This window comes from Streptomyces sp. NPDC086554 (genome assembly GCF_040686095.1).
Classification (GTDB): domain Bacteria; phylum Actinomycetota; class Actinomycetes; order Streptomycetales; family Streptomycetaceae; genus Streptomyces.
Window position 1 is genome coordinate 225,295 of the sequence record NZ_JBFBJK010000009.1, and the last position, 14,781, is coordinate 240,075.

The 14,781-nt window shown below is 70.4% G+C and carries 19 protein-coding genes; 14 read left to right on the top strand and 5 right to left on the bottom strand.

Annotated elements, in window-relative coordinates; all coding sequences use genetic code 11:
- On the bottom strand, window positions 1–582 hold the full coding sequence (locus tag AB0O76_RS17310) for a hypothetical protein (RefSeq protein ID WP_365491235.1): 582 nt from the start codon (window positions 580–582) through the stop codon (window positions 1–3).
- A gap of 267 nt (window positions 583–849) precedes the next feature.
- Between AB0O76_RS17310 and AB0O76_RS17315 the strand changes: the two genes are divergently transcribed.
- The 3 genes from AB0O76_RS17315 (at window position 850) to AB0O76_RS17325 (ending at window position 2,527) form a co-directional block, all read left to right on the top strand.
- The gene (locus AB0O76_RS17315) at window positions 850–1,491 is read left to right on the top strand and encodes a DUF6236 family protein (protein WP_365491238.1); all 642 of its coding nucleotides are present in this window, start codon (window positions 850–852) and stop codon (window positions 1,489–1,491) included.
- Between the two features lie 374 nt (window positions 1,492–1,865).
- Window positions 1,866–2,042 (top strand): hypothetical protein, encoded by a 177-nt coding sequence (locus AB0O76_RS17320; RefSeq protein WP_365491241.1) that lies wholly within the window; start codon window positions 1,866–1,868, stop codon window positions 2,040–2,042.
- Window positions 2,043–2,179: 137 nt separating this feature from the next.
- Window positions 2,180–2,527, top strand: a complete 348-nt coding sequence (locus tag AB0O76_RS17325) for a GNAT family N-acetyltransferase (protein ID WP_365491244.1) — start codon at window positions 2,180–2,182, stop codon at window positions 2,525–2,527.
- A gap of 441 nt (window positions 2,528–2,968) precedes the next feature.
- Here the strand turns inward: AB0O76_RS17325 and AB0O76_RS17330 are convergent, their stop codons facing one another.
- The 3 genes from AB0O76_RS17330 to AB0O76_RS17340 form a co-directional block, all read right to left on the bottom strand.
- Window positions 2,969–3,730, bottom strand: coding sequence for a nucleotidyl transferase AbiEii/AbiGii toxin family protein (locus AB0O76_RS17330; RefSeq protein ID WP_365491247.1), 762 nt, complete (start codon window positions 3,728–3,730; stop codon window positions 2,969–2,971).
- A complete protein-coding gene (locus AB0O76_RS17335; RefSeq protein ID WP_365491250.1) occupies window positions 3,730–4,053 on the bottom strand; it encodes a hypothetical protein in 324 nt (107 codons plus the stop codon). The genes AB0O76_RS17330 and AB0O76_RS17335 overlap by 1 nt, the downstream gene beginning before the upstream one ends.
- 114 nt (window positions 4,054–4,167) lie before the next feature.
- Window positions 4,168–4,524: a zinc ribbon domain-containing protein YjdM gene (locus tag AB0O76_RS17340; RefSeq protein WP_365491253.1), complete on the bottom strand. Its 357-nt coding sequence runs from the start codon at window positions 4,522–4,524 to the stop codon at window positions 4,168–4,170.
- Between the two features lie 149 nt (window positions 4,525–4,673).
- Here AB0O76_RS17340 and AB0O76_RS17345 point away from each other — a divergent pair, with 149 nt between their 5' ends.
- From AB0O76_RS17345 to AB0O76_RS17365, 5 genes are read left to right on the top strand one after another with little or no spacing between them, the layout of a single operon-like run.
- On the top strand, window positions 4,674–5,015 hold the full coding sequence (locus tag AB0O76_RS17345) for a metalloregulator ArsR/SmtB family transcription factor (RefSeq protein ID WP_365491256.1): 342 nt from the start codon (window positions 4,674–4,676) through the stop codon (window positions 5,013–5,015).
- Window positions 5,012–6,742, top strand: coding sequence for a SulP family inorganic anion transporter (locus AB0O76_RS17350; protein WP_365491258.1), 1,731 nt, complete (start codon window positions 5,012–5,014; stop codon window positions 6,740–6,742). Before AB0O76_RS17345 ends, AB0O76_RS17350 begins: the two co-directional genes overlap by 4 nt.
- Window positions 6,739–7,146, top strand: a complete 408-nt coding sequence (locus AB0O76_RS17355) for a pyridoxamine 5'-phosphate oxidase family protein (RefSeq protein ID WP_365491261.1) — start codon at window positions 6,739–6,741, stop codon at window positions 7,144–7,146. The genes AB0O76_RS17350 and AB0O76_RS17355 overlap by 4 nt, the downstream gene beginning before the upstream one ends.
- Window positions 7,146–7,571, top strand: a complete 426-nt coding sequence (locus AB0O76_RS17360; RefSeq protein ID WP_365491264.1) for an ATP-binding protein — start codon at window positions 7,146–7,148, stop codon at window positions 7,569–7,571. The genes AB0O76_RS17355 and AB0O76_RS17360 overlap by 1 nt, the downstream gene beginning before the upstream one ends.
- A gap of 58 nt (window positions 7,572–7,629) precedes the next feature.
- The gene (locus tag AB0O76_RS17365) at window positions 7,630–8,022 is read left to right on the top strand and encodes an anti-sigma factor antagonist (RefSeq protein WP_365491267.1); all 393 of its coding nucleotides are present in this window, start codon (window positions 7,630–7,632) and stop codon (window positions 8,020–8,022) included.
- A gap of 9 nt (window positions 8,023–8,031) precedes the next feature.
- Here the strand turns inward: AB0O76_RS17365 and AB0O76_RS17370 are convergent, their stop codons facing one another.
- Window positions 8,032–8,229 carry a hypothetical protein gene (locus AB0O76_RS17370; RefSeq protein WP_365491270.1) on the bottom strand — a complete coding sequence of 66 codons (198 nt, stop codon included), beginning with the start codon at window positions 8,227–8,229 and terminating at the stop codon, window positions 8,032–8,034.
- Window positions 8,230–8,425: 196 nt separating this feature from the next.
- Between AB0O76_RS17370 and AB0O76_RS17375 the strand changes: the two genes are divergently transcribed.
- The 6 genes from AB0O76_RS17375 (at window position 8,426) to AB0O76_RS17400 (ending at window position 14,781) form a co-directional block, all read left to right on the top strand.
- Complete coding sequence (locus AB0O76_RS17375) at window positions 8,426–8,788, top strand: metalloregulator ArsR/SmtB family transcription factor (RefSeq protein WP_365491581.1); 363 nt, start codon at window positions 8,426–8,428, stop codon at window positions 8,786–8,788.
- A gap of 188 nt (window positions 8,789–8,976) precedes the next feature.
- The gene (locus AB0O76_RS17380) at window positions 8,977–9,459 is read left to right on the top strand and encodes an oxidoreductase (RefSeq protein WP_365491273.1); all 483 of its coding nucleotides are present in this window, start codon (window positions 8,977–8,979) and stop codon (window positions 9,457–9,459) included.
- Window positions 9,456–11,492: a proton-conducting transporter membrane subunit gene (locus tag AB0O76_RS17385; protein WP_365491276.1), complete on the top strand. Its 2,037-nt coding sequence runs from the start codon at window positions 9,456–9,458 to the stop codon at window positions 11,490–11,492. The genes AB0O76_RS17380 and AB0O76_RS17385 overlap by 4 nt, the downstream gene beginning before the upstream one ends.
- Window positions 11,492–12,445, top strand: a complete 954-nt coding sequence (locus AB0O76_RS17390) for an NADH-quinone oxidoreductase subunit H (protein ID WP_365491279.1) — start codon at window positions 11,492–11,494, stop codon at window positions 12,443–12,445. Before AB0O76_RS17385 ends, AB0O76_RS17390 begins: the two co-directional genes overlap by 1 nt.
- A 24-nt stretch (window positions 12,446–12,469) precedes the next feature.
- Window positions 12,470–13,162, top strand: a complete 693-nt coding sequence (locus AB0O76_RS17395) for a hypothetical protein (protein WP_365491282.1) — start codon at window positions 12,470–12,472, stop codon at window positions 13,160–13,162.
- Entirely contained in the window at window positions 13,162–14,781 is a 1,620-nt protein-coding gene (locus tag AB0O76_RS17400; RefSeq protein ID WP_365491285.1) for a proton-conducting transporter membrane subunit, read from the top strand. The genes AB0O76_RS17395 and AB0O76_RS17400 overlap by 1 nt, the downstream gene beginning before the upstream one ends.

The window sequence follows — 14,781 nt, forward strand, 5'->3', positions numbered from 1 at the left end:
CTATGTCCCACCAGCCGAGCCTGCCTGTCCGCGCCACTTCCCCAGGTTCCCCAGCACCTGTCCAGCCACCTTGCGCGCCTGGCTGTTGAGGTCCTTCTCGGCCACCACATGGGCGGGCGAGTACCTCTCGATGTACAGGAACTGCCCCGCTCCGATGTCCACCGTGAACGACGCCCGCCAGGTAGCGCCGTACATGACCTGCCGCGCCGCGGTCCGGCCCTTGAGGATCATAGGGACGGCCTTCGTCGGGCTCGAGTCCGTCGCGTCGGCGACCTGGAGCAGCGCGGTTTCGTTCTTAAACAGGCTGACGACGTAGCCAGCCGGATTGTCCTCGTCGGACGTCATCAAGAAGTAGCAACTGACCTCACCCTTGTCCGAGTCGGGCTCGGTGTCCTCGATACCGGCGGCCTGCTGCTGGGCATCCGTGAGCGCGGCTTGGCAGATGGAGTTCTCGTCGACTCCATCTGTCTTGATCGGTACGGCGGCGGGCTTGGCGGACGTTGTCGCCGGGGATTCCGAGGAGGAGCATCCCGTCATCAGCAGAGCGGCGAGTGACACCAGGGGCCACGCGCGCGACGACATGTGCACTACGGATTCTCCTCAATCAGCCTTTGGCTGCAGCGAGCTGTAGCGGGCACGACATCGTAGCCACCAGATCTCCGCCCACCTCATGCCAGCAGCTGCGCAACCTCCCGAGCGCACCCCCAAGTTAAGCGCCCCGGCGCCTCCGTGCCCGTAGTTGTGCACCACGGGCGCCCTGACACCCTCACGGGTGTCGACCTCGACCCGCACCTCCGCCGTCGCAAGCCCAGTGATCGACCCATAGCAGGTGTGGGTCATGATGACCGCGTGGTTGCCGACGGCTATCCGGTCAGTGATTCCGCGATAGCCATTGCCTTGGGTGATGGGCTCGATTTCTGGGAGGACCTCGATCCGAAGAGCGCCGCGGCCGCGGTTGAGGGTCCCTTTCTGTCCGTCATCAGCGAGCAGGCTGCAGCTCTTCGGCGTCTCTACTCGGTCCGGCCCGATCAGCTCCGAGGCGGCAACGGTGCCGATCCCTCGCTGCGGAGGGTGAATCGCGTCAACCAGTGCGCGCCTCCACCCGTGCCAGGAGGCCCCGGCGGGCCCCGGAGATCTACTCGAGCCGCAGAGCTGTTCTGGGACGAAGTCTCCCCAGATCTCCGCGACGCCCTGATCAACGAGGGCCTGGCGCTGAACACCAATCGACCCTTCGAACGGTCCGGGTACGTGGACAGCCACTGGATAGCCATGGACCCGATGCTGGCCTGGGTGTACAAGTGTGCCCTCACGTACGAGATCGCCTCTCGGAACCGCCTGCACCCCACCACGACCAGATTTGCCTCCTACCTCGACCACGTCCGGCAGGAGCATTTCCAGAAGCCGCTGGATGACCTCAAGGCGGCCATGTGGGCGCCCTGCGACCCGCGTGCTCCGCCGCGTATGCCCTGTGCCTGGCGTGAAGTCCCGTAAGAGACACATGTGTTGGCCGTCGAGACCTGTGGCACCTTGGACGCATGCATCCGCTGGACGCTCGACCTCGCCCCTGCCCGGCCCCCGTGGCCGCGTGGGTTGCGGTCCATGCCCTGGTGGCGGTGGCAGTTGTGGGTCTGTGCCAGGTGTCGGCGGCCGTGATCGCGCGATGCATGGCCCATGCCCCCTGCCGGGGCATGTTGCGCCTCAAGCGGCTGCCGTCAGGCCCGCTCCTCGCCAGCCTGTAAGAGCTCGCCCTCCCTTCTCCTTCCTGGTGAGTGGGCAGTTCCGGTGCTTCTCCGTGCGTCGGGAGCGCTTCAAGGATCCGATCTCCCCGCTTGCCATCCATTCCTGGAACAAGGAAGAGATCGGCGATGCGACCGTTCTGGAAGAAGAAGTCACGCACCACCACGACGAATACGTCGACGGAAGCGGGATCCGCCACGGACGCGGCGTCCGCTGACGGGGAGAGCGCCGAGGTCGGCAACACGGGCGTGGAGAACGACCGCACGCCCCGCCTGCGGCGGGGGCGGGGACCGCGTCCGGAGTAACCGGAGACGTCGGCCGAGGCGTCGCTCATGGCGTCGGCCGCGCTGTTGGAGCCGATGCAGGGGAGAAGGTCCCTGACCTGTTGGAGAAGGCCAAGGAGTTCTTCAAGGACGTGTTCGGCGGGGACGAGTAGCCGTCCGTGCCCTGGATCAGGCTCGGCCCGCCCGTGGACCGGGATGAGGTGGCAGCGGCGGCGGACCGGATCATCGCAGCCCTGCACTCGGATCGCAGTCGTCTCCTGGTGGCCCATGCCGACAGCGACGTCGCCGGGTGGCTGAACGTGCGTCGTGATCCCGACCCTCTGATCGGGCACTGGGGGACCCTCCACCACGTCCAGACGCGGACAGCTGTGCGCGGTCGCGGCATAGGTGCGGTGCTGATGAGCCAGCTGCGGAGGATTGCCCGCGACGAGATGGGCCTAGAGCAACTCCATCTGGCCGCCCGGGGTGGAGTGGGCCTTGAGGATTTCTACGGGCGGCTCGGATAGACGGAGATCGGCCGCTGGCCTGGTGCTCTGCGCCTGAGCCAGGAAGACGACCGGGACGAAGTCCTCATGCTGCTGTCGCCTCTGTGACAGACGACGGCTCCTTCACCTCACAGCAGCCGAGAGGTGAAGGAGCCGATTGGCTTGCTCTGGGCGTCACTCCGGCGACGTATGGGGGACGGATGGTACACGTCCGGACCGGCCTGCAGGTATGCCGCGAGGGCAGGTACATCCACTACCGGCTGAGCGACGGACACCTGCGCCACTCGGATCGCCGGGTGAGCGGCCAGGCGCCGCACGACTGACGTACAGCGTCTGCCTCAGGACATGGGCGCCGCGCGCACTGAATCACCGGCCCTCCCCGCCCTTGCTCTGCGGCACGCCCCCGCGAACGGTGCGCCTGGAACGGCCGGGTTTCAGCGTGTGAGTCGGCCACTCCTGTGGTCACCGAGCGCGGCCCCCGTCAGCACCTGGTGGCCGCGAACTGGGCGGCGGCGCTGCGGGGCTCGGGGCGGAGGTCGGATCGGACGTCGCTGAGGGGGCGCGGGCTGCGTCGGGTCGTAGCTGCTCGCCGATCTCCTGCTGCCAGTCGGCGTAGTAGCGCCGTAGGGCTGCTGCGTCCTCGGTCGTGAGGTCGTACGCGGCGAACTGCTTGTCGCTGTAGCGCTGGACACGCGTGAGCGAGTCGGCGAACATGCGCAGGTCGAAGCCGCCGTCGAGCTGGGAGACCAGTTCGATGAGCCGCGCGCGGGTGTAGCCGGCCCGCAGGAGCCCGAGGATGTCGATGGCGTCGCGGGCCTCCGCCCGGCCGAAGAGCGCGCTGGTCTTGGCGGCGGCCAGGTCGTCGCGGTGCAGCACCGGCCCCAACTCGGAAGGTACGGGCGGGTGATGGAGGAATTCCGCGACCAGTTCGACCTTGGTGGTGGCACCGGTGTCGGGGTCGGTGACGTTCAGCCGGGTGTACCCGTCGGCTTGGTGCATCAGCTCGACTGTGCAGCCGGCGGACCCGTAGGCGGCGATGAGTCGCTCTACGGCCTGGGGCATCTCCGCGGTGCGGTTCGCCGGGGTGAAGAGGTCGACGTCCTCGCTCATGCGGTGGACGAGGTGGTGTGCCTGGACGGCGTATCCACCGGCCAGTGCGTACCCGTAGTCGTCGGCGAGGGCATCCAGGCCGATGCGGATCAGCCGGTGGTGGAGCTCCCGCATTACGCCGCCCCCGCTGCGGCGGCCAGCTCGGGGAAGCGGCTCTCCCATCCGGCACGAGCCGGGGCGGGTAGGAACAGGTCGTGCCACCGCTGCCGAAGGATCGCCGCGTTGAGGTAGGTGTGCAGGTCGGCGGGGGTGGGGGCTTCGCGGATCACGCGTTCGTACATCACCAGGAGGTCGGCGTCATCGCTCAGGGCGTACGTATAGTGCGGCCCCCAGTCGATGTACCGGGGCAGGATGACGGTGCCGCTCACCGGCCCGACGAGGTCGTCGAGCGAGGCGGGAAGCGTGTACGGCTTGGCCTCGGCGTACCTGCTGCTCATGCTCTCCAGCATGCCGCACCACCGCGGCGCACGTCATGACCGCAATGCTCCGGACCGCCGCGGCGATCACCTGCATCGTCATCGGGGCCGCACAGCCCGCACCGCCGGAACGAGTCAGGCTTTCTTGACCACGCTGGACTTGAGCTGCATGGGACCGAAGCCGTCGATCTTGCAGTCGATGTCGTGGCCGTCCACGCCGTCCTCGATGAGGCGGATGTTGCGGACCTTGGTGCCGGCCTTGATGCCGGACGGGCTGCCCTTGACCTTCAGGGTCTTGACCACGGTCACCGTGTCGCCGTCGGCGAGCACGTTCCCGACCGCGTCCTGGATGACGCGTTCGGCTGCTGTGACGTCACCGGTGGCCTCGGAGGGGGACCACTCGTGGCCACACTCGGGGCAGACGAGCAGCGCGCCCATCTCGTAGGTGTAGGCGCTGGAGCACTGGGGGCAGGGGGGAAGCGATTCACTCACCGGTCCAGTCTACGAAGCGACTAGCTGAATTGCGAAATTTTGCAATTCGTTAGATGGTGTGCGGGTCGTGCTCGCGGTTGTCGCATGGTGTCGCAGGTGGCCGCGGGCACGGCAGCCTGCCGTCTGTGTGGACTCGGGGAGAGGGATTCGTGTCGGTTCCGCTGTATCAGGCCAAGGCCGAGTTCTTCCGGATGCTCGGTCATCCGGTGCGGATACGGGTGCTTGAGCTGTTGCAGGACGGGCCGATGCCGGTGCGTGACCTGCTGGCCGCGATCGAGGTGGAGCCCGCCGCGCTGTCCCAGCAGCTGGCGGTGTTGCGCCGCTCGGGCATCGTGAGCTCGAAGCGGGAGGGCTCCACGGTCGTCTATGAGTTGGCGGGCGGGGACGTGGCCGATCTGATGCGGGCGGCGCGCCGGATCCTGACCGAGATGCTTACGGGGCAGCACGCGCTACTGGCCGAGCTGCGGGATGCCGAGGTCGCCGCGCGATGAGCACGAGCACCGGCCGGGCCCTGGCGGCCCGGATCACTTCGCTGCTGCCCGGCCGCGCCGATCTGGCGGATCTTCGCCGTGATCCCCGGCGTGATCTCCTCGCGGGGCTGACCGTCGCGATCGTGGCGCTGCCGCTGGCGCTCGGCTTCGGGGTCTCCTCGGGGCTTGGTGCGGAGGCGGGTCTGGTGACCGCTGTGATCGCGGGGGCTCTGGCCGCGGTGTTCGGTGGATCGAATCTGCAGGTGTCGGGGCCGACGGGCGCGATGACGGTCGTACTCGTTCCGATCGTGGCGCAGTACGGGCCGGGCGGTGTGCTCACCGTGGGCCTGATCGCCGGACTCATGCTGGTCGCTTTGGCCGTGCTGCGGGCCGGGAAGTACATGCAGTACGTTCCCGCGCCCGTCGTGGAGGGCTTCACGCTCGGCATCGCGTGCGTGATCGGGTTGCAGCAGGTGCCCAATGCCCTGGGGGTGGCCAAGCCCGAGGGCGAGCAGGTCCTGGTGGTGACCTGGCGCGCGGTCGAGGAGTTCGCCACGTCCCCGAACTGGACCGCTGTCGCCTTCGCCGTCGCGGTGGCCGTGGTGATGCTGGTCGGCGCCCGGTGGCGGCCCACGATTCCCTTCTCCATCGTCGCGGTGATCGCCGCCACGCTCGTCGCGCAGGTCGCCGGCCTGGACGCGGCGCCTCCGATCGGCGACCTACCGTCCGGCCTTCCCGCCCCGTCACTGGCCTTCCTGGACATGGGCGCGCTCGGTTCGCTGCTGGCCCCGGCGGTGGCGGTGGCGGCGCTGGCCGCACTGGAGTCGCTGCTGTCGGCCTCGGTCGCGGACGGCATGACGGTCGGGCAGAAGCACGATCCGGACCGGGAGCTGTTCGGGCAGGGCCTGGCCAATATCGCCGCCCCGCTTTTTGGCGGTGTGCCCGCCACCGGCGCCATCGCCCGCACGGCCGTCAACGTCCGCACCGGCGCGCGCTCGCGTCTGGCTTCCCTCACCCACGCCGTGATCCTCGCGGTGATCGTTTTCGCGGCCGCGCCGCTCGTCTCGAAGATCCCCCTCGCCGCGCTGGCAGGCGTGCTGTTGGCCACCGCGATCCGCATGGTGGAGGTCGGCTCTCTGCGCGCGATGGCGAAGGCGACCCGCTCGGACGCACTGATCCTCGTCCTGACCGCGGTCGCCACCCTCGCCCTCGATCTCGTGTACGCGGTGATCATCGGCCTGCTCGTCGCGGGCGCCCTCGCCCTGCGCGCGGTAGCCAAACAGGCCCGCATGGACCAGGTGCCGCTCGACCGGGGCGATCACAGTGTGGAGGAGCATGCGCTGCTGGCCGAGCACATCGTCGCGTACCGCATCGACGGCCCGCTGTTCTTCGCCGGAGCCCATCGCTTCCTCCTGGAGCTGGCCGAGGTCGCCGACGTACGCGTGGTCATCCTGCGCATGTCCCGCGTGAGCACGATCGACGCCACCGGCGCGCTGGTCCTCAAGGACGCGGTGCAGAAGCTGAACCGGCGCGGCATCGTCGTCATGGCCTCGGGGATACGCCCCGGCCAGCGCCAAGTCCTTAACTCCGTGGGCGCTTTGGCGCTGCTGCGCCTTGAGGGCCGGGAGTACGCCACCACCCCCGAAGCCATCGCCGGCGCCCGCACCCATCTGGAATGCACCGGTGTGTTCCCTGCCATCCCCGCCCAGAAGACGACCCGAACCGCCAGCGAGGAAACAGCCCGATGAGCACCACCCCCGCATCGCTCCGCATGGTCGAGGTCTCCGGCGCCGAGGCCCTGTGGCTCCTGGAGGGCAGCCGCCTGGGGCGTCTGGTGTGCGTCCACAAGGATGCCGCGATAGTCCGCCCGGCCGCGCACGTCCTGGAGTTCGGCCGCCTCGTGGTGCGCACCCCGGTCCCGGCCGCCGCGGTGCCGCAGACCGTGACGTACCACGTGGACGAGATCCGCACGGCGACGGGAACCGGCTGGACGGTGACGGCCACGGGCCCGGCCGAGGTGATCACCGATCCCGACGAGCGCGCGCACTACCGCCGCACACTGACCGGCTGGTCACACGGCCCGCACGACACCCTCGTGCGGATCCATCCGCAGACGGTGACCGGCTTCCGCCTGGCCCGAGCGGAGGGCTAATGGCCACCGACCTCGCCGAACTCCCCTACCGGCATGTGCTCACCGTGCCGTGCATGCCGGGCGCGGTGCGGATGGCGCGGGAGACCGCCGAGCAGGCGCTGACCGAATGGGGCATAACGCTGCGCCACCCCACCATCGACCCGGCGCTGCTCATCCTGAGCGAACTGGTCACCAACAGCATCCGCCACGCCGCTGTCCTCTCCCCGCAGGTGACGGTCATCTACGCGGCAGGCGAGGACTGCCTGGCCTTCGGCGTCCACGACCGCCACCCCTACCAGCCCTCGCTGTACGCATCGGTCACCGAGACCGAGCCGCGCGGCCTGGCCACCGTCATGGAACTCACCCTCGGCCTGGGCGGCACGGCGGTCATCCGCGGCGACGCCGACGGCAAGGGAAAGAGCATCTGGATCACCCTGCCCCTGTGACCGCGAAAGCAACAGCGACGGCGATCTCAACGGGCAATCAGCACAAGGAAGTTCACGCATGACCATCGAGTGGCGCTACACCATCGAGCAGGACCTCGGCGTGCTGTCCGTCGCCGGGCACCTGGGCCCAGACGCCGCGCACCGCTTCAGTGGTGCGGTGGGCTGGGTGCTCGCCCGCGGCACCGGTCCGGTCATCGTCGACCTCACCGAACTGCGCGGCTGGTCCACCGAGGGCCAGCTGGCCATCACGGATGCCGCCCGGCAACTCGCCGACCACGGCCGCAGTCTGGAACTGGCCGCGATCCCCGCCGACGGCTCCCTCGTCCCCGACGGCGACTGCCCGCCCATCGCCGTTCACTGCGACCTTCGGTCAGCTCTGGCCGCGCATGCCGCGCCGAGCGCGGCGGTCGAGGATGCGCAGGAGTGGCGTACCGCCGGCTGGTCGCAGTAGAGCTGTTGCTCAGTCGCGGCCGGTGGGGCGGGCCGCCGTCGCGTCGAGGCGCCCGTGGCGGCCGCCGAAGGTCAGCCTGAGCATCTGCGTCTGTCCGCAGCCGGGGCAGGTTCCCTCCGGGCCGACGGCGGAGGGGCGGCACTTGAGGCGGCAGGCGGGGCACTTGAACCAGGCGACGCCGATGCCTCGCAGCGGGGTGATTCTCACCAAGCCTCCCTCATGTGACGTATGGAGTTGCTAATCTTAGCAATTCCCGAGGTCGTCACCATGGAATTCGGGCGGCGCTGCTTCTGTGTGCGGATTCGGTCCGTCCGGTGCCACACGGGAGGATGTGCCCCATGTCTATGACGAGTGGGTGGATGCGATGCGTGCGGGAGCGACGATCGACGCGGGGGACCGCACAGTGAGCGCCCCGCTGTATCAATTGAAGGCCGAGTTCTTCAAGACGCTGGGTCACCCGGCGCGCATCCGCGTTCTTGAGCTGCTGAGTGAGCGCGAGCATGCGGTGGCGGAGATGCTGCCCGAGGTGGGCATCGAGCCCGCGCATCTCTCCCAGCAACTGGCCGTGCTGCGGCGGGCGAACCTGGTGGTGACCCGCAAGGAGGGCTCGACCGTCTACTACTCGCTGACCAGCCCTCATGTGGCGGAGCTGCTGACGGTGGCGCGCACCATCCTGTCCGGCGTGCTGGCCGGCCAGGCGGAGCTGCTCGCCGACCTGCGCGCCGCTCAGGGGGAGGGCCAGGGGGATGCGAAGCCGCCGACATAGGCGGCCCTGATCGGCGGCCCGCCTCACGCGCGTGATGGTCAGCGCTCTGACGGCGGGAGGCGGGCCGCCTTGCTTCAAACTCTGGGCAAAGTAGGCAAAGCGCAGGGAAACCGTCGTAACCCGGGTATCAGGGTCGCCTGTTAGCCCTCGTCGGAAGCCGTCGTCGCCTTCGTTCGGGAGGGATGTTCATGGGCCTGCTGCGCAAGATCCGCGACACCGGGCGGGTGGCGGAAGAAGCCCCGCCCCGGCCGGAGGGCGAAGTGCCGTCAAAGGCACGGGAGTTCGGCGGGTCGGTGCAGGTGCGCTGCGTGGACGCGGGATCCTGCAACGGCTGCGAGATCGAGATCGCGGCCGCTTTCGGCCCGGTGTATGACGCCGAGCGGTACGGCGCCCGCCTGGTGGCCTCGCCCCGGCACGCGGATGTGGCCCTGGTGACCGGGCCGGTCACCCGGAACATGGCGGAACCGTTGCGGCGCACGGTCGCCGCTATGGGCGAGCCGAGGATGGTGGTCGCGGTCGGTGACTGCGCGCTCAACTGCGGTGAATTCGCCCAGGGGTACGGGGTGGCGGGGGCGGTCGGTGACGTCGTACCGGTGGATCTGGAAGTGCCCGGATGTCCGCCCCGGCCGGACGAGATCGTGGCGGCGCTGCGGAGAGTGACCGGCCGGTGAGCACGGTCGCGGTCGCGCTCGTCGCCGCCACGGGAGTGGGTGGCGCGGGCGCGCTGGCGGGGGCGGTGCTGCCGGGCCGGGCGCGTGTGCTGGTGGCCGGGGCGTGCACGGTGGGAGTGGGGGTGGCGGGTGGTGCGGCGGGTGTAGCTGTACTGGGTGGCGGCGGAGCATGGTCCGCCCGCGTGCCCGGCCTGTTGCCGCTGGCCGGGGTGGATGTGGCGGTGGACGCGCTGGCGGGCCTGTTCATGGCGGTGGCGGGGGCCGTCGCGGCGGCGGTAGCCATCTACGGCATCGGGTACGCGAGCGGCCACGGCGGGCATGGGCTGTCCTCGCGGACGGCGCAGGCACTCCTTCCGCTGTTCGCGCTCAGCCTCGTGCTTGTCCCGGCGGCGGCCTCGGTCTCCACGTTCTTGGTGCTGTGGGAGCTGATGGCGTTGGCCTCGTTGCTGCTGGTGCTGGCCGAGCACCGCGAGCGGTCCTTGGTCCGGTCGGCGGGGGTTTGGTACGCCGTGATGACCCACCTGGGCCTGGTGTTGCTGCTCGCCGGGTTTGCGTTGTTTGCCGCGCACGCCGGAGGCGAGAGCTTCGCCACGCTGCGTACGGCAGCGGATGGCATGTCGGCGACGGTGCGGGGCCTCGTTTTTGTCCTGACGGTGGCCGCTTTCGCCTCGAAGGCGGGGGCTGTGCCCCTGCACGCGTGGCTGCCGCGCGCGCATCCCGAAGCGCCCAGCCCCGTCTCGGCATTGATGAGCGCGGCGATGGTCAACCTCGGGGTTTACGGTCTTGTGCGGGTCGGCTTCGATCTGCTGGGCGGGGGACCGGCCTGGTGGTGGCTCACCATCCTGGCCCTGGGCGGGCTTTCGGCGGTGTACGGGATTCTGCAGGCGGCCATGGCCTCCGATCTCAAGCGGCTGCTCGCGTACTCGACCAGCGAGAACATGGGCCTGGTGCTCGTGGGTGTCGGCGCGGCCGGGCTGTTCGCCTCCTACGGGAACGAGCCCCTGGCCGCTCTCGCGCTGGCGGCCGCGCTGCTGCACGTGGTCAACCACGCCGCGTTCAAGGCCCTGTTGTTCTGCGCGGCAGGGTCGGTGGTGCGGGCCACCGGGCTGCGGGACCTGGATGCGCTGGGCGGGCTGCGGGCCCGGATGCCGGTCACGGCGGGGCTGTTTGCCCTTGCCGCCCTGGGGGCGGTGGCGTTGCCGCCGGGCAATGGGTTCGTCAGCGAGTGGCTGCTGCTGCAGTCGCTGATCCATGGCCTTGAGGTGCCGGGCGTGGCCACCGCGGTGGTGCTGCCGCTGGCCGTCGCGTTGATCGCGCTGTCGGCGGGGATCGCGGCGGCGGTGTTCGTCAAGGCGCTGGGGGTGGGCTTCTTCGCCCGGCCGCGCAGTGAACAGGCGGCCGGGGCGCGGGAGTCGCCGCGGTGGATGCTGGCAGGGATGGGCCTGCTCGCGGCCCTGTGCGCCGGACTGGCCCTGGTCCCAGGGGTGTTGGGCAGCGGGCTTGACCGGGCGGTCGGGGCAGTGGGGCTGCCGGGGAGCGGTGCTGTCTCGGGTGGTGGGCTTACGGTGCGGCTCGACGAGATCTCCGCGCAGCTGTCGCCGCTGTGGATCGTGGCCGCGCTCACCGCCGCCCTGATGCTGGCCGTTGGCGTGCCCCGCCTCTACCAGCGCCGCCGAAGGCGCCGGGACGCACGGCTGTGGGACTGCGGAGGCGGTGCGCCGACCCCGCGCATGGCGTACACGGCGACTTCTTTCGCTGAGCCGCTGCAGCGCGTCTTCGACGACGTAATCGCCCCCGAACAGGACGTGAACGTGACGCCGGTGCGCGAGTCGGCATACCTGGTGGAGCGAGTGCGGTTCCAACGCCGGGTGCCCGACCGGATCGAGCACCGGCTGTACGAGCCGGTGCTGCGCGCCCTGGCCCGGGCCGGGCAGGCGGCGCGGCGCCTGGCGAGCGGCAGTGTGCATCTGTATCTCGGCTACGGCTTCTTCGGCCTGGTCGCCCTGCTGTTGGTGCTGGCGGTGGGCTGGTGATGAACGGGATCGGATACGTCGCCGTGGCGGGCCAGGTCGTCGTGGTGGCCGTGGGCGCCCCACTCCTCACAGGGTGGATGCGGCAGGTGCGGGCCCGCATGGAGGGCCGGGCCGGGGCCGGGGTGCTCCAGCCCTGGCGGGACGCGCGCAAGCTGCTGCACAAGGAGCCCATCACCCCGGTGGGCACCGGGCCCGCCTTCCGCGTCGCCCCGGCGCTGCTCGTGGCCACCACCGCGGTGGCCGCCGCACTCGTGCCGCTGCTGTCCACGGACACGCCGGTGAGCGGCAGCGCGGACCTGATCCTGGTGGTGGCCCTGATCGCGCTTGGCACTCTGGCGCTGGCCCTGGCCGGCCTGGACAGTGGGACCGCGTTCGGCGGCATGGGCGCCTCCCGGGAGATGACAATGGCCGCGCTGGTGGAGCCGACCATCCTGCTCTCGGTGTTTGCCCTGTCGATACCGGCCGGGTCGACCAATCTGCCCGCCATCGTCTCCGGTGCCGTCCACGACCCGGCACGGCTCGCCTCCCCGGCGGGGCTGCTCGCCACGGCCGCGCTCGCGGTCGCCGTGCTTGCCGAGACCGGCCGCATCCCGGTCGACAACCCCTCCACCCACCTCGAACTCACCATGATCCACGAGGCGATGGTCCTGGAGTACGCGGGCCCGGACCTGGCCCTGGTCGAACTGGGCGCCCAGATGCGGCTCACGCTCCTGCTCGGCCTGATCGCCTCGCTGTTCGCGCCGTGGGGCATCGCCACCAGCGCCTCCTGGACCGCCCTGGTCCTGGCACTCCTCGCCTTCGTGGTGAAGGTCGTGATCCTTGGCGCGGTGCTCGCGGCGGCCGAGGTGTTCTGGGCCAAGGTTCGCCTTTTCCGGGTGCCCGAACTCCTCGCCGGATCTTTCCTGTTGGCGCTGCTCGCGGTGACCGCGTCGTACTTCCTGAGCGGAGAGTGAACCAGTGACGGGAGGAGACGTCCGGTGAGCGAGGGGACGTACACCCAACTGCTCGATCTGGCCTGCGGTGTCTTCCTGCTGGCCGCCGTGATCGTGCTGTGGCGACGCGAACTGACCGCGATCGTCCGAGTCTTCGCCCTCCAGGGCATCGCGCTCGCTGCGGTCGCCGTGCTGCTCGGCGCGCACGAGCGACGCTGGGACCTGGTGGCGGTCGGCGTGGGCATCGGCGCACTGCGCGCCGGGCTGCTGCCCTATCTGATGCTCCGGGCCCTTGCCGCGCTCACCACCGAGCGGAGGCGCTACGACGACGGGGGCGCCGAGACCCGGGAGACCCAGCCCCTGGTGAACGTCGCCGCATCGCTGCTGACCGCCTCGCTGTTGACGCTCCTGGCCTATGTGGTGGCCCGGCCGCTGGTCGAGCTCGATCCGACGCCCGCGACGCGGGCACTGCCGGTCGGCCTCGCCGTAGTGCTGATCGGCTTCTTCGTGCTGGTGACACGCAGGCGGGCCCTCGCGCAGGTGGTGGGCTTCCTGCTCCTGGACAACGGCATCACAGCCACCGCCTTCCTGGCCACCTCCGGGGTGCCCCTGATCGTCGAACTCGGTGTCTCCTTCGACGTGTTGCTGGCCGTCCTGGTGCTGCAGATCCTCACCACACGGATGCGCGCGGCGTTCGGCACCACCGACATCGACGACCTGCGGGAGCTGCACGACTGATGAACTCCGCGCTCAATGCTGTGCTGTTGACCGTGCCGACCGCGTTCCCGCTCGGTGTCGCCGGAGCGTACGCGCTCACTGGGCTGCGGCGACGTATTCCCGTCGTCGCCCGCGGCGAGGTGACGCCGAAGGCGGCCGAGCTCGCCGCCGTGGGCGGGCGGACCGAAGGGGTGGCCCCGCACGCGCCCGACAGGGCACCTGCGGAGCCCAAGGCACGGAGGCGGCATCCGGGCGACTGGGTCGGGCTCGCATCCCCCGCCGCGATCCTGGCCTGCGCCGCCGCGCTGGCCGGTGACGCCTCCGACGGCCGGTCCGTCAGCGCGTACGACGGGCTGCTGCGCGCCGACGCGCTGACCGTGTGGATGCTGCTCGTCGTCGGAGCGGTCGCGTGCCTGGCGTGCGCGTCCATTCCCTCCTACCTGGCGGGGGAGCGGGCCACGTCCCGTGCGGACGCCCGCACCACCTGGCGCTTCCACGCCCTGGTCCACGCCTTCCTGGCGGCCATGTGCCTGGCCGTGCTCACCGCGAACCTCGGCGTGCTGTGGGTGGCCGTCGAGGCCACCACCATCGTCACCGCCTTCCTGGTCGGCCACCGTCGCACCCGGACGTCCGTCGAGGCGGCCTGGAAGTACGTGGTGATCTGCTCGGCCGGGATCGCGCTGGCCTTCCTGGGCACCGTGCTGCTGTACTACGCCGCCCGCCAGGCGGGCATCGCGGAGACGTGGGCGCTGGACTGGCCGACCTTGGTGGCGCACGCCGACCGCCTCGACCCGGCCGTCACCCGGCTCGGCATCACCCTCGTCGTCCTCGGCTTCGGCGCGAAGGCCGGCCTCATCCCCCTGCACGCCTGGCTGCCCGACGCCCACAGTCAGGCCCCCGCCCCCGTCTCCGCGCTCATGTCCGGGGTCCTGCTGTCCGTCGCCTTCACCGCGATCCTGCGCTACCGGCTCATCGCCGACGCCGCTCTGGGCCCCGGCTTCACTCGCACCCTGCTGACCGGCATCGCGCTGCTCACCCTGGCTATCGCGGCGGCCCTGCTGCTCGCCCAGCGCGACTACAAACGCATGCTCGCCTACTCCAGCATGGAACACGTGAGCCTGATCGCCCTCGGTGCGGCGATCGGCACCCCATTCGCCCTGTCCGCCGCCCTGCTGCACATCGCCGGGCACGGTCTGGCCAAGGCCGTCGCGTTCTGCGCCGCGGGCCACATTCTGCGGCTCACCGGCACCGCGCGGATCGGACGGGTGCGCGGCCTGCTCGCCCAAGCCCCGGCTCTGGGTGGGGTGTTCGGGATTTCCGTGGTCGCCCTGCTCGCCTTTCCGCCCTTCAGTCTCTTCGCCTCCGAAGTGGGCATCGTGCGTGCCGGATTCGCCGCCGGTATGGGCTGGCCGATGAGTGCGGCGCTGCTGCTGATCCTGATCGCCTTCGCCGCACTTGCCGCCCGCATGGCGCGGATGCTGCTCGGCCCAGCGGTACCCGCGTCGCGTACGTATGAGGAGTCCACCGGGGCCCTGTGGCCACTGATGCTCGGCCTCGCCGGGTGTGCCGTCCTCGGAATTGCCCTCGGGCCCCTCGCCGACCTGCTGACCACCGCCGCGCACACGATCGGAAGGCCCTGA